Annotated in this window: 10 protein-coding genes; 7 read left to right on the top strand and 3 right to left on the bottom strand. The window is 43.6% G+C overall.

Annotated features, from left to right (window positions below; translation table 11 throughout):
• Positions 1-95 precede the first annotated feature (95 nt).
• On the top strand, positions 96-1817 hold the full coding sequence (locus ACJVC5_RS18645) for a DUF6178 family protein (protein WP_408097057.1): 1722 nt from the start codon (positions 96-98) through the stop codon (positions 1815-1817).
• Here the strand turns inward: ACJVC5_RS18645 and ACJVC5_RS18640 are convergent.
• Together ACJVC5_RS18640 and ACJVC5_RS18635 are read right to left on the bottom strand one after the other, a co-directional pair.
• Positions 1814-2191 (bottom strand): hypothetical protein, encoded by a 378-nt coding sequence (locus ACJVC5_RS18640; RefSeq protein ID WP_408097056.1) that lies wholly within the window; start codon positions 2189-2191, stop codon positions 1814-1816. The two genes, ACJVC5_RS18645 and ACJVC5_RS18640, sit on opposite strands and share 4 nt — an antisense overlap.
• On the bottom strand, positions 2191-2685 hold the full coding sequence (locus ACJVC5_RS18635; protein WP_408097055.1) for a hypothetical protein: 495 nt from the start codon (positions 2683-2685) through the stop codon (positions 2191-2193). Before ACJVC5_RS18635 ends, ACJVC5_RS18640 begins: the two co-directional genes overlap by 1 nt.
• A gap of 95 nt (positions 2686-2780) precedes the next feature.
• Here ACJVC5_RS18635 and ACJVC5_RS18630 point away from each other — a divergent pair, with 95 nt between their 5' ends.
• From ACJVC5_RS18630 to ACJVC5_RS18605, 6 genes are all read left to right on the top strand, one after another.
• Entirely contained in the window at positions 2781-3470 is a 690-nt protein-coding gene (locus ACJVC5_RS18630; protein ID WP_408097054.1) for a hypothetical protein, read from the top strand.
• A 9-nt stretch (positions 3471-3479) separates the two neighbouring features.
• On the top strand, positions 3480-4511 hold the full coding sequence (locus ACJVC5_RS18625; RefSeq protein ID WP_408097053.1) for a CpaF family protein: 1032 nt from the start codon (positions 3480-3482) through the stop codon (positions 4509-4511).
• A 112-nt stretch (positions 4512-4623) separates the two neighbouring features.
• On the top strand, positions 4624-8838 hold the full coding sequence (locus ACJVC5_RS18620; protein WP_408097052.1) for a tail fiber domain-containing protein: 4215 nt from the start codon (positions 4624-4626) through the stop codon (positions 8836-8838).
• Between the two features lie 81 nt (positions 8839-8919).
• Positions 8920-13170 carry a tail fiber domain-containing protein gene (locus ACJVC5_RS18615; RefSeq protein ID WP_408097051.1) on the top strand — a complete coding sequence of 1417 codons (4251 nt, stop codon included), beginning with the start codon at positions 8920-8922 and terminating at the stop codon, positions 13168-13170.
• 115 nt (positions 13171-13285) lie between these two features.
• On the top strand, positions 13286-17269 hold the full coding sequence (locus tag ACJVC5_RS18610; protein ID WP_408097050.1) for a tail fiber domain-containing protein: 3984 nt from the start codon (positions 13286-13288) through the stop codon (positions 17267-17269).
• 74 nt (positions 17270-17343) lie between these two features.
• Positions 17344-21072, top strand: a complete 3729-nt coding sequence (locus tag ACJVC5_RS18605; protein WP_408097049.1) for a tail fiber domain-containing protein — start codon at positions 17344-17346, stop codon at positions 21070-21072.
• A 14-nt stretch (positions 21073-21086) separates the two neighbouring features.
• Here the strand turns inward: ACJVC5_RS18605 and ACJVC5_RS18600 are convergent, their stop codons facing one another.
• On the bottom strand, positions 21087-21218 hold the full coding sequence (locus ACJVC5_RS18600) for a hypothetical protein (RefSeq protein ID WP_321391981.1): 132 nt from the start codon (positions 21216-21218) through the stop codon (positions 21087-21089).
• Positions 21219-21309: the final 91 nt, after the last annotated feature.

Genomic DNA, 21309 nt, shown 5'->3' with positions numbered 1-21309 from the left:
ATTTCCGAGGGAAATCTACCTATTGCTGCAGAGTGTATCTGTGGCCAGAGGCGGCCAGATAGGGTAAAAAACCTAATTCTAAAAAGAGGATTTCTATGACTGAACCAGAGATCAAAAAAGATCTATTAAGCCAACTTCTTTACGAGGCCCAGGCCTATAAAAAATTTGAAGACATTGAGAAGCTCGTTGATTCGGGCATGGACCTTTCCATGATTCCTATTCAACCTCTATACGTTTCGCTCCAAAACACTGAGCCTGATCAGGTGGCCATGATTCTTCCGAAGCTCTCTTCGGAACAACGTCAGGCACTGAGAGACATTGATATGTGGCAAAAGGACACTGTTGATCCGAATGCTGTTTATCACTGGATGGAAATTTACTCAAAGGTCACTGATGATAAAGTGATTCTAGAGTTTATTACATCAGAAGACTTCCTTCTGGCGTTCAAGAATCAATTTACGATTCAGACCTTCGACGTCGAAGATCCCATGTATCCGGATGGAGACAATTACTTCTTAACAGAAGATAACCAGCTCCTGATTGAGTATCCTGAAGATTTCGACATGGTTCAGGAGCTTAAAGAGATGATCCGTCGTCTCTATGCTGACATTGGAGTGGAGAATGCTTATGCGTTCCTATTCAAAATGGTGGTGGACTCTTACCAACTAATGGAAGAAGAGCAGTATCAAGAGAAGAAAGAGCGTCTGCGTGACTTCGGTTTCGTGGATTATTTCGATGCGCTTTCTTATAACAGCCCGTTCATGAATGAGGCCCAGATTGATGGCTTTATTAAAACAAAGAAAGGTGAGACTGGTGATCTGGACGCAGTATCGGCCAATCAAAGTCTCCATGCTTCTTCACTTGTTCCTTATCAATCGGGCATGGAAGGACTTAAAGGCGCTTTAGAAAAAGTTTCTGATGAAAAACGCCAGCAGTTCCTGCATTTTAATTTTGTTCGTTTGGTAAATGCCCGCATGACTCTTGAGGACGCCCTTAAGAACGGTTCTCTGGCCATGACCAAAGTGGGAAATCAGACTCGTCAGTGTTTGGAGCTAGGTCTTGAGTACGCATCTTCAAAGGCCCCGAAAGAAGTTATCTTCGAGCGTTTTGACTTTGTAGATCTCTATAAAATTGGTCACAGCTTGATTGAACTTACAAAAAAGAAAATCAAGAAGGCCATGTCGCAAACGCCATTTGAGCAAGATGAATTTGAGTATTTCCTAGGGATGTATTGGAACGCTTTTCTTGAAAACTCTCACGATGACGTTGCGAAATACAAGTTTGATGGAAGTTCGAAGCCTCTTGAGATTCGTGATCTGGAGTCTTTTGAACTTTGGAACCAGGCCACAGAGACTTTCACGACAGCACTTCCTTTCGTTCTGACTTTCTTTAAGAGTCTTGAAAACCTCAAGGCCGGTGGATTGTTGAACGATCAGTTCTATCTGAACTACGAAGTGGATAACATTGATTTCGAAGCGATCATGATTTCAAGTTTCATTAACTTTGTTGGCGGTCACTATGAAGAATCGTCGGCCGGGAAAATGGGAGTGACTATTTCTGAGCTTAAAAATTTCTATCATAAGTTCTTTAAGAAAAATGATAATGAATACCTCATCAAGGGTGAGGAAGATCCTGTTCTGCGTGAACAGACCGCCAAGTTTATTGAAAAATTTGGGCTGACTCAGATTCCTCGTTTTGATCGTTATCTTTATCAGATCATGCTTGAGCAATTAAACGGCTATGAAGTCGATGGAATGACAGAAGAGGACTTCCGTCACATTGGTGGACCAATTCTTCTGAATTATTCGAACAACTAAACTTTTGGTGGTTCGAAAAACGAATTAAATATTTCCGAGATTGATTTGCGGTAAGGCGATCCGGCCTTATCGCAAACTTCAAACATCTTCTTCTTTAATAATTCGATCTCTTCTTTTTGTTCCTGAATGAGTTTTCCGCTCTGATCAAAACGTGATGAAAAGGGCAGTTTCTCCGATAATAGAAATTTAAGTTTCGTGAGACGGACTGAATCGTTCGTCAGGAAAGTGAAGTGCTCAAAGCCCGCCACTTCTTTCTTGGCCCCACCAACTCCTTTGGGAAGAAAGCTTGTGTCACTTGGCTGGCCTTCAATGAATTCCTCAAAACCTTTAAGGTCCTCGGGTTCAAGACTTTTGATGAGTCTTTTCTTGTCCATTATTTTTTGCCTTTTACCAAGCGGTTTAAGATCAGACGATAAAATTTGCGCTCTTCTTCCAGTTCATAAATGATACGGTGAGCTTCACCATAATTTTGAGCGTCTTTAATGTTGGAAGAAGCATCACTATTACGAACTTCTTGCTGAAGAAGTTTGTTCTTACCGGCCAGGTGTGATTCTTTCACATTCATTTTAGAATCACGTTGAGTAAAAAACTTTGGGAGTTCTTCTTGTTTTCTTACGAGAGGAACCTTGGTGATGCTCGCTTCGTGATCACTTACAAGATAGACCGGATAGGGGAACTTGAACGAGAGATTATGAGAAACAAAATAGTTCTCGATCAACCCGATGAGTTCTCGTTGCTGATCCAGGTCCAGGGCCTTAAGACTAATGGTCACCGGGTGTTTGAGATTCAATTCAGGATTAAGAATGGCATTAAGCTCATCCAGAGAGCCTGTTTTTAAATTAATGTGCTGGTAGACCGGTAAACTCATAACCTAATTTTCTGGAAAACCTTGGTGAAAGTCCACTCTCATGATTAAATAAAGCATACCCAATAGTCTGAGGACGGATCAAAACAGTCGGAATTATGAAGAAGCTGCACTTACCTTACGTCAATCTTCCGTCCGAATTTATCACGCTCCTTAAGAGTAATTTGTCAGTCACGACCTCACCAGCGCCCATTTTTGATGTCATTCGGCCGAATAAGGCGCTTTATATGGTGCTTGAGAAGGCCTTCCAGGAATTTGACGATGGAAGAGGTCTAGAAAAAACCATGATGGCCCTAGGGTGGGCAAACTTCCGGGATCGAACGGCCAGTTTGTATATTTCGAAGTTCATCTACGGAGAGTTCCCTCAAATCACCAGTATGGAACTGGTGGAAGACATCAAGAATCTTGAGCAAAAATATTTGGACCACGGAGTTCATAGTTTTTCTCGTTTATTCCTGCTGGGTTTTTATCTGAAGCTTGCCAATATTCAGATTCAGCGTCGTGAACATAATCAATATCTCGAGATCAAAGTTCCTGAAGAAGTAGGGGCCATTTTAAAGCTCTCGCAAGGACGTTCCGAGAAAATTGATTGGCTCATTCTGATAATCATGCACCTCTTAAATGCCTTTGGTGACAAAATGCTCACCAATGCTTTGCTTTCGGGTAAGAAGCTCGAGGAGCTTTATGATCTGATGTCTCCGGACGCGAGACAATTCATGATGGACAACTTACTTGCCTATGGTGCGAGTATCAAAGAACAAGACATCTTTCTTTACGAAAAAATATAGGACGTATTTATGGCAAAGAATGGCATTAATGAGTTGATTGATGAACTGGCAAAGAAGGCCGGCATTTCAGAACTCATTATTAACAAGAACGATAACATCTACGTTGAAAAAGACGGTGAGATGATTCGTATCGACGCCAAATTCACGGATGATGAGATTGATGAATTCTGTGAGTCTCTTGCTCAGTATAATCGTAAAGAGTTCAATCAGTATGCGCCCATTCTAGATGGAAATCTTCCGGATGGAAGCCGTGTGAATTTGATTCACAAAGATTACACGAATGGCAGTCACGCTATTACCATCCGCCGCTATCAGAAGAACATTAAGACCTTTGATGGTTCACCAAATATCTTTGGACTCAATAAACAGTGGACCGACTTTTTAAAGCTTTTAGTTCGCGCCCGTATGAATGTTGTGGTGGCAGGGGGAACCGGAGTTGGTAAAACAACTTTTTTGAATCTTCTTTTGCAAGAAATCCCACAAAAAGAAAGAGTGATTACAATTGAAGATACGCGTGAGCTTCAATTTAATCTTCCGAATGTCGTGAGACTTGAGGCAAGACCACCGGTTCAAGACCTTAAAGGTCTGGCGATCCGTGATCTTCTGAAAAATACTCTCAGAATGCGTCCAGATCGAATCATCGTGGGTGAGGTGAGAGGTGGTGAGGTATTCGATCTTCTTCAAGCAATGAACACGGGGCATGAAGGGTCAATGACCTCAGTGCATGCCAATTCACCAGGCGAGTGTCTTCTTCGTCTTGAAAATCTCTACATGCTTTCAGGTTACGATCTTCCGATTAAAGCTCTTCGTTATCAGATCAGTACGGCGATTGATTTTATCATTCAGATCAAACGAGACAAAAACGGTCAGCGAATTGTTCATCAGGTTTCTGAGGTCGCCAATATGGAAGGAGACAAGATCCTTATGCAAGACATTGGTGCCTGGAGAAACGGAGAGTTTCGATTTACGGGACTTGTGCCTTCTAGTGTGGCCCGACTTCAAAAGGCGGGACTTCCAAGAGACTTCTTCATAGGGACATAAAGAGGCAAAAATTGCCGGCCCAGGAAATGACCTCCATTCATTAATCAGATTTTAATTAATCCGAATAGCATTAGGAGTTTCAATAGGATGTTGGAACAGTCTGAAGGTTAGTTTGGATACGAAAATACTCTCACTTCTATTTATTCTTCTGCTGAGTGCTTCATGTAATGAAGTAGGCAAGATCATGGGTGGAAACATCTATGTGAATATTAAAGAGAACAGACCTGTCATTCATCAAGTTAAAGTTCAAAACGATCAAATCATCGTTTCCGGAAAAAATTTAGAAACTGTCTCACTTGCTAAAGTAGGGGTAAACGAATTTCAAATTGAATCAAAAACGAATGATAAGTTAGTTCTTAATGCTAAGAGTATGCTCAGCTTTTTAGTTGGGAAGGCATTTGATCTCGTTATTTCCAATGCCAGTGCATCGGCAACTTTCCCTCTGAGTTTTGAATTACAAAATGGACAAGTCACGGCCTCAAAGCTTCATCACATGAATGCTTCAACCGGGAACTTCCTTCAGTTTGATGGAACGAGCTGGGGACCGGCCTCTCTTTCTACCAATCAGGTCTATGTTGGTACTTATAATGCTTCAACTGATACTCCGGTTTTATCAGCGGGAGTCGCGGCCGCTGGGACTTATTATATTGTGACCACTGCAGGAACCCAGGATCTAGGTTCTGGAGTCATGAGTTTTGATGTTGGTGACTGGGTGATCTCTGATGGAACCAACTGGAGTAAAGTTGCTGTAGGCGCTAACACAGTTTCTAATTTTAATGGAAGAAAGGGTGCAGTGGTTCCGCTTTCAGGTGATTACTCCTGGAGTATGCTGACTAAAGCGGCCGGAAAGTTAACTGGATCAAAGCTTCAAGAAATTGCCGATGTTGATATCACTGGTATTCAAGACGGTGACATTCTTATTTGGAACAACTCTAATTTGAAGTGGGAGAGTGGACCACAGCCTTCACTCTCAATTCCTGCAGGGTCTATTACAAATACACAAATTGCGAGTGGGATAGATCAGTCAAAGATCAATGGGCTCACGACAGACTTAGGCAATAAAGAGCCAAAAATTACTGCTGGCACTGCTGCTCAATACTGGAGTGGGACAAAGACTTGGCAGAACTTAAATCCGGCCGTCATTGGTTCAACTCTCACAGGTTTTGCATCGACAACTGGTGCAGTGACTTCAGCGGACACGGTTTTATCTGCTTTCAATAAAGTAACGGGTAATATTGGGGTGGTTGCTGCTTCTCAAGGTAATTATGTTTTAAAAGCAGGGGACACGATGAGTGGTCCACTAGCAATGGGTGGAAACAAAATCACAAATCTGGCCGACCCTACTGTTGCCACTGATGCCGCGACTAAGGCCTATGTTGATACTAAAGCAGGGACCGCTTCTCAGTGGGTCACGACGGGCAGTGATATTTATTACAACACAGGAGCAGTGGGAATTGGAACCACGACACCGAATCCTTTTTACAAATTATCTGTAGATGGAAATGTGTTATTTGGAAAAAATACTGCTACGAGTTCCAGTATAACTTTTTCTCCAAGTCCAACTGCTCAGGGATCTCTTCGTCTAACTTCGGATTCTATTGCCAACTATCTTCAGTCTGGTTTGGATAATTCGACCAATAGTGCAAGAGACCTACGGTTTGGACCTATCTTAGTGAATACTCCATGGATGACCATTCAAGCGTCTACTGGAAATCTTGGCATTGGAACCACAGCTCCAGGCGAGAAACTTAGCGTGATTGGCAATATTGCTCTAACTGGCGGTCTTCGTATGAAGTCCGATACTGTTAATTCGGTTGAGCTTCTTGCACCCGTTGGACTTGGTAGTAATTTAAGTTTTAGATTACCGGCAAGCCTAGGGACGTCAGGCCAGGCCCTTACAACTGATGGCTCTGGAAATTTATCTTGGTCAACAGTTTCAAGTGGAACGCCTGCAGATGGTTCAATTAGTTATGCAAAATTAAACCTGGCCGATGGAGATGTCCCTCTGACAAAGCTTGCGGGAGCAAGTGATGCTACCAAGTATCTTAAAGGGGACAAAACCTGGGGCACATTCTTAACTGACGTTCTGGCATCGACTTTTGCTACGGTAACTCCATCCAATACTGCTATTGCCAATGGTGATTCACTATCGGTGGTGGTGAATAAGACACAGGGACAGATTAATCAGATCAAGACTGATTCTAGTTCTTACTTAGTTAAGAACGGAACGGATTCAATTACTGGTGCTGTAAGTGTAACAGGTGCCGGATCACTAAAAATTCCTGCAACTCCTTCTGGGGTTGATCTTACTGACGTCGCAAACGTTCAGTATGTTCAGAACTACGTGGGCACTTTCGGACAATGGGCTGAAAACGGAACGAACATTTATTACAACGGCGGAAACGTTGGCGTTGGGCCAAATAATAACCCAACTGCTAAGTTTGATGTAAACGATTCCGTTGATGGAATTGTTGTGGGAAAGATCCATAATACGAGTTCTGGTACCGCTGCCTTTGCAACTTGGAACACTCATGCTGACGCTGCTGGTATTGGGATGGAGGCCTACTCTTCCGCTTTTGCAGGAAGTTGGGGGGCAGTTCCTAAGGCCGATTCAGTGGCCGTCCGTTCTCATGTAGGTGCACCTGTTAGCAATATGTTTGTAGGTACTTCAACAGCGGCCCCATTGCATTTTATGACTAACTCTGCTCCTCGAATGACAATAACAAGTTCAGGTGAGATTGGAATTGGCACAACAACACCTACCGGATTGTTGGAAGTTCGATCAAGTAGTGATTCTATTACTCACATGGGAATTTACAATACTCACCCAACTGGTACTGTGACTAATGCTGAGATTGTTGCTGGCAATGATAAGAGCTCAATTGCAATGGGAATTACAGGATCAGGGAATACGAATCTTGGTTTTGGCTCGCCTGGAGATGCTTTTATTTATAACTCTGCCGGAACAGCAACAGGAAAAAACTTCAACATCATTAATAATCAATCAGGAGCGATTCGCTTTTATGCGAATACCACGGCCTCCAGTTCACCTAGAATGGTGATTAATAATGTGGGGCAAGTAGGAATTGGGACCACAGCTCCTGGAGCAAAACTTGTTGTGAGTGAAAATGCATCCAGTGCTCCGATTCCTTATGGAGGAAGACAAGTTCACATCGTTGGGGCCGATGCTGCAAACGTGGGTATTCAGATTGATGGTTATGGAACAGACTCGGGCACTCGTCCTGTCATTACTTTTCGTCAGGCCCGTGGAACTGGGGCCGCTCCAACTTCAACTTTAAACAATGATGTTCTTGGAAGTTTTGGTTGGTGGGGAAGATCTCCAAGTGGTTATTCAAGTACTCAGCGTGCAGAGATCAGAGTGGACGCTGCTCAGGATTGGACAGATACTGCACATGGAACGGTGATGGTCTTTAAGACCACGGCGAACAATAGTATTACCAACAATGAAAGAATGCGAATTGATCAGAATGGTAATATTGGGATTAATACATCAGCACCAACTTCGAAACTAGAGGTCGTGGCAGGAACTCCTGCTGATGGTGCTTCGGCGCTCATGTTAAGTGCGACCGCAAATTCACCAACATCAGGAACTATAGGAACGAGTCGATTGACTTTTAATCCGGTCACACATGCTTTTGGTGCCGGTCCTCGTTATATCAATTTGTATGCAAATACGACTGTCGATGGACATGGATTTGGAATCTCGAGTGGATATACAGAGTTCTATTCGAACCAAAATTTTGCATTCTTTGTTCGCCCAAATCGTGCTGACATCAATGGAACTTATACTTCAACGGAAGTGATGAGAATTGATAACAGTGGAAATGTGGGCATTGGTATTCCTGCAGCTGGTTACAAACTTCAAGTCAATGGATCTGTTGCGGGTGTTGGTGCTTACAATGCTTTGTCAGACCGTCGTTATAAAAAAGACTTCGAGAAAATTCCAGATGCCCTTGAAAGAGTCATTCAGTTAAATGGGTTCTTTTATAAGTGGCGCCAAGATGAGCATCCTGATCTGAAATTTGAAAAGGGCAGAGATATGGGTGTGGTTGCTCAAGAAGTAGAAAGGGTCTTCCCAGAAGCGGTTTCAACTGCAAAATCTTCGGGCATTAAATCTGTCGCTTATTCTAAATTAATTGCCCCAATCATTGAGGCCATTAAAGAACTTTTCTTTAAATCTGAATCTCAGAAAAGAGAAATTGCCTCTCTAAAACAAGAAGTCAGCCATTTGCAGGAACAAAATGCGCTCATGAAAGAGGCACTTTGTGAAAGCAATCCAAATGCCCGTATTTGTAGACTAAAATAACGCGGAAATTTCTGCCGATTTTGATTAAGTTTCTTCATATAAATTATCAATTTCCCCCAAATTACCCGATAAATCTTAAGGATGCTTAAGGTTCAACAACAACTTCTTATTCTTCTTCTCGTTTGCACGTCATGTAATGAAGCAGGCAACTTCATGAGTGGGAATATTATTGTAAAAGTTAACGAGCATAAGAAACCATCAATCGCGAATGTTAAGGTTCAAAATGATCAGCTGATCGTGACAGGCACGAATCTTGATTTAGTCACGTTAGCGAAAGTCGCCGATCACGAATTTCAAATTGAATCTAAAACTTCTGAGAAGTTAATTCTTAATGCTAAGAGCACTTTAAATTTTCTAGTGGGGAGCGCGCTTAATCTGGTGGTCTCAAACGCCAATGCTGCAGCAACTTTCCCACTTAGTTTTGAATTACAAAATGGGCAAGTCACGGCCTCCAAGCTTCATCACATGGGTGCTTCAACCGGAGAGTTCTTGCAATTTAATGGTTCAACCTGGGTACCGGCATCGATTAGCACGAATCAGGTTTACGTTGGTACTTACAATGCTTCTACTGATTCTCCCAATATTTCTGCAGCAGTCGCAGCGGCCGGAACTTATTACATTGTAACAACTGCAGGCGCGCAAGATTTGGGTTCTGGCCTTACTAACTTTGATGTAGGGGATTGGGTCATTTCAGATGGTACCAATTGGAGTAAGGTTTCTGTTGGTACAAACACTGTATCCAATTTCAATGGGCGCACGGGTGCGGTGGTTCCGCTCTCTGGTGATTACTCATGGAGCATGCTCACAAAAGCCGCCGGCAAACTGACCGGATCAAAGCTTCAAGAAATCGCGGACGTCGACATCACTGGAATTCAAGACCAAGATATTTTGCAATGGAACGCTTCAACATCAAAATGGGAAGTGACTTCAGTTCCGGCACCATCAATTGGAGCGGGCACGATTTCTAATACTCAAATTGCCAATGGTGCAATTGATTCTACGAAAATTGTCGATGGCTCGATTGTAAACGCAGATATTTCTGCGACCGCCGCCATTGATCAGTCGAAGATCAGTAACCTCACTACCGATTTAGGAAACAAAGAACCAAAGATCACTGCAGGTACTGCTGCTCAATACTGGAGTGGAAGTAAAACCTGGCAAGATTTAAATTCTGCTGTGATTGATTCAACTCTCACTGGTTACTCGGCATCGGCCGGTGCCATTACTTCTGCCGATTCAGTTCTCACTGCGATTAATAAGCTCAGTGGAAATATTGGTTTATCAACAGCTTCACAGGCCAACTATGTTCTGAAAGCTGGAGACACTATGAGCGGTGCTCTCGCCATGGGCGGAAATAAAATCACAGGTCTCGCTACTCCCACAGCAGGAACTGATGCTGCTACCATGGCCTATGTCGATTCAAAAGTTGGAGCGGCCCCAGGTGACAATTTAGGAAACCACTCTGCCACACAGAATTTAGCATTGGGAACAAATAAAATTTTTGCTGGCGATGGTGCCTGGAACTCACCTTCTATCTCATTCACAAATAACACCAATACCGGATTTTCACATAACGGAGGAATCATTCGAATCACAGCGAATGGAGGCCTCGCGGTGAGTCTTTCTGATTCTTTGATGCAGTTGAATGGTTCATTCGCTCCTTACTTACGTCTGGGTGGTGGAACGTTTGGGGCCTCAGGACCAACTTATGCATTCAATGGAGATCCAGATACCGGTATGTTTAATATTTCGTCTAATATACTTGCCTTTACAACTGGTGGGGCCGAGAAAATGCGCATTCTTGCTACTGGGGAAATGCTCATTGGCAAAACGGCATCGGCCGAAGGCAAATTAGATGTAGCAGGAGACATTGCTTCAGAAGGCAAACTTCGCCTTAAATCTGATAACACAAATTACGTTGAATTCCGTGCACCCGCTTCACTTGCGGCCACCACCACTTATACTTTCCCAGCGACCGCAGGATCAGCGGGCCAGGTCCTTACTACTGATGGCGCTGGTAATCTTTCATGGTCGGCCGCTGCAGGTGGAACTCCGGCAGACGGTTCAATTTCTTATGCCAAACTAAATCTCGCAGATGGTGATATCCCTCTCACTAAATTAGCTGGTCCTTCGGATGCGACAAAATATTTAAAAGGGGACAAGAGCTGGGGAACATTCATTACAGATGTTCTCGCTTCAACTTTTGCCACAGTTACTCCTAGTAATACCGCCATTGCTAACGGTGATTCACTTCAAACAGTGGTGAACAAGACTCAAGGTCAAATTAATAATCTAGCTTCAAACTCTTTAAATAAGACTGGTACAGATTCAATCACTGGAACACTTACCATCAATGCCGTCACTGGTGCTCTTAAAATTCCTGCGACTCCATCAGGTGCAGACCTGACTGATGCGGCCAACGTACAGTATGTTCAAAACTATGTTGATACATTTGGTAAGTGGATCAAAAACGGTTCAAATGTTTATTACGACAGTGGCGCTGTAAGCGTTGGTACCAATTCGATGGCCGGACCAAACGGCATCGAAAGCAAAATGAAAATTCTTCGTCCCCTAAATAAATGGGGACTCACGATTGAAGGTGAAGGCACCAACCAGGCCGACATTATGTTAATGGCCCCTGGAGGTACAGCTAATAATCGAATCGGGCAAATCGTAAATACCATTGAGAAAATGATGTTCCGGTCAATCAATGACGATGCCACGATTAAATCGACGAATTTGTCGATGCTTCATTCCAATGGCTACGTCGGTGTTGGAACAGCTACTCCACTAAGACCATTACACGTTTCGCAACCTGCGGCCGCAGGTGGAAATGCAGCTCCTTTGATGATTCAAAGATTGAACACCAGTGGGACTCCTTCTGCTAACGAATTGACCGTGATGCAATTCCAAATTCCAAACTCTGCAGGAACCGGGATTCTTGCGGCCGATATGGGATCAACTCTAACAGACGTAACCCCCGGTTCAGAAAAAGGTGCCTTAATTTTTCGAACCACTCCAGATGGCGGAAGTACTATTCCTGAAAGAATGCGAATTGATTCAGCAGGAAACATTGGAGTAGGAACTAGCACACCTCTTGCCAGACTTCACATCAAAGATTCGCTTAATGCTCTTAGTATCGCTCAGATTGAAAATACCAGTAATGGAACAGCTGCCTCTGCTACATTGAATACTGTTTCAGACGGAGCAGGTATTGGAATGGAAGCTTTTTCAACTACCTTTCCTGGTGCTTGGGGGTCAGTTCCTAAAGCAGATAGTGTCACACTACGTGCACATGGTGGAAGTCCTCCGTCCAATATGTTGGTTGGAACAAGTACTGCGGCCCCTTTGCACTTTATGACTGCTTCCAATCCAAGAATGACTATTGGGGCCGGCGGTTCAGTAGGGATTGGGACAACAAATCCAGCATATCCTTTGCACCTTGATCAACCAACTGCTGCCAATGATGTTTCGGCTTATGTCATGGGTGCTACTATGGGCGCAGATGCAACGCTTGGGCCGTTGAGTTTGGCCATCTGGGGGCGACCGTCTGCAACTGCAGCTAACCGTTATGTCAGTATCGTTGCTGCCGATTCTATTACGGCCAGACCTCTCATCTTAAATATGGCCTCGAATGGAGTGCAAGGAAGAGTAGGGATCGGAACAACCAATCCAGTCTCAATTCTTGATGTTGCTGGACAAGGGTGGATTCGAGAATCTGGTGGAGGAGGTTTGGCCGCTTCGGCAGGAAGAGGTTTAAAACTTGAATACACAACTAGCACAGATAGTGGGTTGATTCAGGCCTATGATTATACGACTGCTTCGCCAAAAGTATTAAGCCTTCAAACAACTGGTGGAGATGTTGGTATTGGTACTACGGCTCCAGGCTATAGACTGCATGTGAATGGTTCTGTGGCCGGTATTGGCGCTTACAATGCTTTGTCTGATCGTCGTTATAAAAAAGATTTCGAAAAGATTCCAGATGCTCTTGAAAGAGTGATTCAATTAAATGGTTTCTTCTATAAGTGGCGCCAGGACGAGCACCCTGACATGCAATTTGAAAAGGGCAGAGATATGGGTGTGATCGCTCAGGATGTTCATAAAGTTTTTCCTGAGGCCGTGAGCACTGATAAAAAATCTGGCATCATGTCGGTGGCCTATTCAAAATTAATTGCTCCTATCATTGAAGCAATCAAAGAACTTTTTACTCAGTCACAAAAACACGAAAGAGAGATTGCGTCTTTGAAGGAAGAAAACCGTCTGCTTAAAGAATCTCTTTGCGAGCTAAATCCAAAAGCGAAAATTTGTACTCGCCTTAAGTCGTCACTTTAAGCTGCAAGTACTCAAAAAGATGAGTCCTGCTGACTCCATTTTTCTTTTAAAGAATTAAAAAAATCTTATTAAATGTCGATAAGTCCTATGAGAAATCAATGGGATGTAACCCAGCATGGGACTTCATTTTCGTTTTAAAAAACTTTTCTTAAGAGGCATGATCGCTGTCATCATGCTTATGACTTCTGCTTTCGCGGAATCTTTAAGCTATTCAGGAAGACTGGTTAACAGCAATGGTTCACCAGTCACAGGGTCTCCTACATTATTTTTTGAACTGGCCTACTCTGGTGCGACCGGGGCCATTCTCTGTACTGATACAGTCGTAGGAGTGAATCTCACGAATGGTGTGTTTCATGTTGCTCTTGATTTTGATTGTTCAATGGCCGGTAAACCTTTTGAACAAGTCATGGCAGAAATTCCTGCAGATCAAACCGCTGCTATTCGAGTGACGAATGGAACGAAGGTTTATTCTTTTCAGGCGATCCACTCAGTACCTTCAGCAAAGATTGCTTATGGTCTTTCAAAATTAAATGCAAATACAAATGAAGTTTTGACTTGGACGGGTTCAAAGTGGGAGCCCAAAGCTGTGTCGGGCGCGACAGGTGGTACAGTGACTTCTGTTGGAACAGGTTCAGGACTTACGGGTGGACCGTTTACAACGTCAGGAACTATTTCAATCGCAAATAGTGGAGTGACTGATTCGCATCTCGCGGGGAACATCGCTCGTTCAAAATTAGCGAATGGTACTGCAAATTATGTTCTGGTGAATGATGGTTCAGGAGTTATGAGCGAAGTGGCGCAACTTCCTCTCACAAGCGGTGGTACAGGTGCTACAACTGCAGCGGCTGCCCGAACCAATTTAGGACTTGGAACTCTCGCAACTGTGAGCCAAGGCGGAAATTGGGACCAAGTCCTGACCGCAGCTCTTCCTACTTGCTTACCTGGACAAATACTTACTGTTACTTCTCTTCCCACTGTGACTCTTGCCTGCGTTGCTGATGCTTCAGTTGATAACAGCAAACTTCCCCTTACTGGCGGAACCATGTCTGGTGTTATCAATATGGGTAGCAACACGATTACAAATCTTCCAGATCCTACTAATGATTCTGAAGTCGCCACAAAAAAGTATGTAGATCTTAAGAGTGGTGGAGGGGCGTGGACTGTAAACGGAACTGCTATTTCTAATACCAACACAGGTAATGTGGGAATTGGTGTTCTTGCTCCAGCTTATAAACTTGATGTGAATGGTGATATCAACATTACCGGAAATTTTAAGGTAAATGGGATCAATATCTCGACCTCTGGCAATTCTCCAGTAGGAGCATTCGGTGGAATGTACTCTAATGGAGCAGGAACTTTTGCCTCTCAAAATAACCCTTACACTTCTGGGAAGTCATGCCCGGCAGGTTTTACACCGAGAGGCCTTGGGTCAGGCGGATATCAAGATGCCAGTAACAATTTCGCTTCATTTGATTTCTACTATTGTGCGGCCAACGGTGGGGCCGGTGGAACCGCTGCTGGCCTAAATGGTCAAATGCAGTTTAATAGCTCAGGACTATTGGCCGGCGCGAATATGTATTACGTAGGTTCTGATGTGGGCATTGGCACTTTAACACCTAGTGAGAAACTTGATGTCGCAGGAAATATCGCTTTAACAGGAAGACTGCGTTTGAAATCTGATAACGCAAACTACGTTGAGCTTAAAGCTCCTGCATCTTTGGCGAGTACTCTGACGTTGAATTTCCCAGGCACAAATGGATCATCTGGTCAGGCACTCATAACCGATGGTTCGGGAAACCTTTCGTGGTCAACCATCTCTGCTACGGGAACTTCTGTTGGTGGTGATCTAACCGGAACTGTGGCCAACGCTCAAATCTCTGCAGGGGCGATCATTGATGCTGATATTTCAGGTGCTGCTGATATTGCACAGTCTAAGATCAGTGGACTCACAACTGATCTCAGTAACAAAGAGCCAAAAATTACCGCAGGGACCGCTTCTCAATATTTGAAGGGGGACAAGACCTGGGGAACGTTTATTACAGATGTTCTCGCATCCACTTTTGCGACTGTAACGACTTCAAATGCAGTGATTGCGAATGGTGATTCATTACAAACAGTTGTGAATAAAACTCAAGGGCAAATCAATGCGCTAAAGAGTGCTGACAATAATTTCTTAGTGAAAAACGGGACTGATACGATCACTGGCGCGGTTTCTGTGTCAGGTTCATTGAAGATTGCGGCAACACCTTCTGGAGTTGATTTAACTGATGTGGCCAACGTTCAATACGTACAAAACTACGTTGGAATTTTCGGGCAATGGACGAAGAACGGATCTCATCTCTATTACGATAGTGGAGCAGTGAGTGTAGGGACCAATTCACCGACAGGGCCCAATAATATTGAAACAAAAATGAAAATCCTTCGACCTCTAAATAAGTGGGGATTAACCATCGAAGGTGAGGGCATGAATCAGGCCGATATCATGCTGGTTTCCCCTGGAAGTTCCGCAAACAATCGTGTTGGTCAAATTGTAAACACCATCGACAAGATGATGATTCGTTCGATTAACGATGATGCCACTATAAAACAGACACTCTTGAGTATGATGCACACAACTGGTTATGTTGGTGTTGGCACGGTTACTCCTCAAAGACCTTTGCATGTGTCCCAGTCTGCGGCCGCAGGCGGAAATACAGCACCGGTCATGATTGAAAGAGTAAATTCTAGCGGCACTCCCGCTGCAAATGAGTTAACGATGATTCAGTATAAGATGCCAAATTCGTCAGGCGCAGGAATCGTTGGTGCTGATATGGGAGCAACTTTGACCGATGTTACTCCGGGGTCCGAGAAGGGAGCGCTGATTTTTAGAACTAGTCCAAACGGTGGAAGCACGATTCCTGAAAGAATGAGAATAGACTCAAATGGGAATGTGGGAATTGGTCTTACGGTGCCTGACTCAAAACTTCATGTGTTGCAAACTGTAGATTCTGTTGCTGGAGGTATGAGAATTTCAAATACGGCCAATACGGCAACGGCAGCGTTTTATGTTGATACTAACGATCAAACCCATTTAGGCGGTGCCACTGCATCTCCCGATGCCATCATCATCAAAAATGTAAATGGTAACGTTGGTCTCGGAATTGCCCCGTTAACAAAACTGCATATTGGTGGAGGGGACAGCGATCTCGTGATCGACGGAGTGACACCAATTTCTATTCATCGTTCAATATCTTATCCTGCTGTACCGGGAATGGTTGTAGGTGGTTCCGCTTATGTTTCAGAGGGAAGTGGTGCTTCTACCAATATTTGGCCACAGCAAGCAGGAGTGCTTTTTTATGCAGGTGAAGTTCACACTGCGGCCAAAAAAGGAACAGGGATTTCTTTTACCACAACACCGAATGGAACAACCAGTGCTGTCGATCGCATGGTCATTACTCCTGATGGCAAAGTCGGAATTGGGACAACATCACCATCGACTAATCTTACAGTAAATTCAAACGTGGCCACTGGTTACACAATCATTGCGAATAGAAATTCTGCGGCCGGTGGGCAAGAGTGGCGATGGTATTCGTCATCTACTGGAGCTCCGCTGGGAACTGATTCAATGTGCTTTGGTTTGAGTGCATGTATTTTAAGTATCTATGCCACCGGCAATGCAACTCTATCAGGAACATTAACACAAGCATCTGACATTCGATTAAAACATGAAATCAATTCCATTCCTTATGCTCTTGATGCTGTTACAAAGCTTGATGGCGTAACTTATTATTGGAAAGATAGTAGCAAAGGTCCTGATAAACAAATTGGTTTAATCGCACAAAACGTTGAAAAAGTATTTCCTGAAGCCGTCCAAACAGATAAGCAGGGTATGAAGTCTGTGGCCTATCAAAGTTTAGTCGCACCAATTATTAATGCAATTAAAGAGATTCGGCAGTGGATGTTTAAAACTGATGAGCAATCAAAAGAAGTAAAACGTGAGATCGCTTCAATCAAAGCTGAGAACAAGGCCAAGAACGAAGAGATCGAAAAGCTTAAACGGGAGAACGCCGAGATGAAGGCCCGCTTGGACCGCATTGAGCAATCCTTAAGAGATAAGTAATCGAATTCTTTGGGTTTTAGTGTGCTCTGGCCTATTAATAAAATCCTAACAAATGTCGATAAGTCTTTAAGAATATGGGACTTAATCAGCGCTTAAAAAGACATTTTTTAACCGTTTTCGTGATGATTATCACGAGCAGTTTCGCTTTCGCTGAATCGCTTAGCTACTCCGGTCGACTTGTTAATAGCAATGGCTCGCCTGTAGCTGGACCTGTTAATTTAAAATTTGAATTGGCCAACAGTGCTGATACATCCAACATTCTTTGCTCACAACAAATCTTAAATGTGCCACTCACGAATGGTGTCTTCCATGTAAAGCTTGATTTGCTTTGTGGAACTCAAACACTATCTGAAGTGTTAGGGACAATTACTACTCCAGACTCTGCGGTCATTCGTGTAACCAATGAATCACCAGATCCAGACAAGGTTTATTCGTTTCAATCATTGCATTCTGTACCTTCGGCACAAGTCGCTCATGGTCTTTCGAAATTAAATGCTAATCCTAATGAAGTACTGACTTGGACAGGTTCTAAATGGGAACCAAAACCAATTGTTGGTGCCACTGGTGGAACAGTGACTGATATCACTGCGGGTTCAGGACTTTCGGGTGGAACAATTACCAACTCAGGAACAATTGCCATTGATATCGCGGGAGTTACTGATACTCATCTCGCTGGAAACATCTCTCGTTCAAAACTTGCCAACGGAACAGCAAACTATGTTCTTGTAAACAATGCTTCAGGAGTGATGAGTGAAGTGGCGCAACTTCCACTCGCTCAAGGTGGTACAGGTGCCTCAACTGCAGCGGCCGCTCGAACAAATTTAGGCATTGGAACCATTGCAACTCTTAGTTATGGTGCAGGCTGGGATCAAGTCATTGCGGCGAATCTTCCAACTTGTTTTGGAACAGAGAAGCTCACAATCACTGCGCCACCGACTGTGACATTCGCTTGTGTACCAGATATCTCAACTGATAATACAAAACTTCCTCTCGCTGGTGGCACCATGACAGGTGACATTGATATGGGAGGGAAGACTATCATCAATATTGCTAATCCAGTGAACCCTGGAGATGCCGCCAATATGGCCTATGTTGATGCTCAGATCGGTGGAGCATCAGTGTGGAGTAAATCCGGAACGATTGTTTATTACAACTCTGGAAACGTTGGTATTGGAACAACAACTCCAGATCAAAAACTGCATTTAACAAGTTCAGGCTCATCCGCTCAACTTGCACTGGAAAGAACTGGTGCGGCCGCGGGCAAGGCCTACATTGGTGCTGATGATAATGGGTTTAATATTTTGGACAGTGGTTACGTAAAAAGATTAACCGTAAGTCCTACTGGTAATGTGGGGATTGGTACGATCACGCCAGCAGAAAAACTCGATGTCGTTGGTAATGCGGCCATTTCTGGAAAGCTTCGCCTTAAATCAGATAATGCCAATTATGTTGAACTGAAAGCACCTAGTTCTTTAGGGGCCACGATTACTTATACTTTCCCTTTAACAGCTCCGACAGCAGGGCAAGTTCTTTCATCAAATGCGACCGGCGTTTTAAGTTGGATCACTCCAACAGCGTCGCCAATCACAACTGTTTTTGGAAGAACAGGAGCCATAACGGCAACGGCCGGTGATTACAATGCTTCTCTTATTACAAATACTCCGGCAGGAACAATAGCGGCCTCGACTGTTCAAGGCGCGATTGATGAGCTTGCTACTGAAAAACAAGCGGCAGATGCTACTTTAACATCTCTTGCTGCTTTTAATACGAATGGAATCTTAGTTCAAACAGCGGCCGATACCTTTACAGGAAGGAGTATCACTGGAGTCGCCAGCAGAACAACAGTGACAAATGGAAATGGTGTTTCTGGTAACCCGACTATTGATGTAAGTACTTCGCTTCTTCCTTCACCGGTTGCAGGAGATACTGGATACTTTTTTAAAGCAACTGGAGCAAACACTGCGGCCTGGTCTGCCTTAACTTCGAGTGAAGTCACAACTGCTCTTGGATTTACTCCGATCAATAATGCAGGTGAAACGATTTCATCCGGGACGTTTACTTTTGGTGGATCAAGTTCTCTACAAAACAGCAACATTCCAACGAACTTAACAGATGTGACCAATAAGTCTTATGTGGATAGTGCAATCTCTGCATCTTCTTATTGGCTTTTAAATAGCGGTAACGTTTATCGTGCTTCAGGCAACGTCGGGATTGGAGGCACGCCAGCGGCGAACAACACGCTAGATATTCAAACGAACTCTGCGGCAACTTTTAAAAGAGTTCAAATGAAAAACTCCGATGCTACTGGAGGAGCGGGCCTTACAGCAATGGCCGGAACAAATAGCATTACGATGGGAGCTTGGGGACAATCAGCGGGCGGGACTCCTGCTAACTTTATTGAATCGAATGCCTCATGGCCTTTCAAGATCAATACGTATTCAAACACTCCGATCATTTTTGCGACAAACACTTCTACAGGAACAAATGAACGAATGCGTATCGATGCTGGAGGTGATGTCGGTATTGGAACATCAACACCTACTTCGCGTTTGCATGTAGTTAAGGTCTTCAATGGTATCTCAAATGTGAATGCGGCCTTCATCAGTGGAACTGATGGAGGTATTTCGAATACGGGAGTTCAGTTTCTTGCTAAAGACGCTGTCGGTTTAACTTCCAATGGAAGTTATCTATTGAATGCTATTTTGAATGGGACTTCATTTTTCAATGTCACTGGTGCGGGAAATGTAGGAATTGGAGCAAGCGCCCCAGGATCAAAATTGGAGATTTCAGGAACCGGTACAATGATAAGTAATGGAACCAGTTCTTTATTGCGTATAACCAGCACTAGTTCTGCGAATAATGATTATCTTCAATTGGGATGGCTGGCAGAAGATACTTGGGGACTAATGTCAGCCGACTCACTCACACATCGAAATTTCTCGATTCTTCCTTTTGGTGGAAACGTGGGAATCGGAACTTCAGCCCCAGCTGCTAAGCTGGACGTGAACGGGCACATTCAATTTGCAACTAACAAAGGTTATCTTGGATACTATTCTCCTCTGAACCAAACGGAAATGGGGGCCATCGGTGCCACCAACCTATCACTCGTTACCAATGGTATTTCTCGTTTGAATATTGATACTGCTGGTAAAGTAGGGATTGGGACGACTTCTCCTTCTTATACTTTCCATACAGTTGGCCAGGGTTATGTTACTGATGGATCATCTAATATAGGTCTTCTAAGCCGAAACGATTCCTCATTAGATGTAAACACTTCTGGTACAAAGAGAAGCCTTTCTATTCACCATTGGGGAAGTAACAGCAATATTTTTCAAATGTATAACTGCCAGAGTGGGACTTGCGGACAGGTCGCTTACCTCGATGTCGCTGGTAACTTCGGTGTCAACGGAACGTTGTCTCAGTCATCGGACATTCGACTTAAAAAAGATATCGAACCGATTTTAAATAGCGTCGAGAAGTTGTCTCAACTCTCAGGTGTCACTTATCACTGGAAAAATTCACCAGATAAATCAAAACAGCTGGGTCTCATCGCGCAAGAGGTGAAGAAGGTCTATCCAGAAGCAGTTAAAGAAAATAAAGAAGGGTTTCTTTCTGTTTCTTATCAACTTCTCGTGGCCCCAATTATTGAGGCGATTAAAGAACTTGCTTCAAATGATAAAGAGCTCAAACGTGAGATCGCTTCTCTCAAAGAGCAGAACGAAATGCTCATGAAGCAGAATGAAATGTTTGAGAAGAGATTGAATGCGCTAGAACAAAAACAGACCAAAAAAAAGGGGCCTTAAGGGCCCCTTCATTTTTAAACCGGTCGAATCATCGTGGTTTCAAATAACTTTTTCTCTTCATCTTTGTCTTTAGCACCATTGCCTCCGCAGGCAAGAGCACCGACTGAAAATACACAAACAAACAGGGCCAAAAGAATTTTATTCATACGTACCTCCATGGCTGTAATCCAATCTTAACATGGGATCGTGCAAGGAATGTGTAACAAATTGTAACTGTCTAAGCTCCCGTAAAGAGGA

This window comes from Peredibacter sp. HCB2-198 (assembly GCF_045999315.1).
In the GTDB taxonomy this organism is placed as follows: domain Bacteria; phylum Bdellovibrionota; class Bacteriovoracia; order Bacteriovoracales; family Bacteriovoracaceae; genus Peredibacter.
This window is presented reverse-complemented; position numbering and strand designations above follow the sequence as displayed.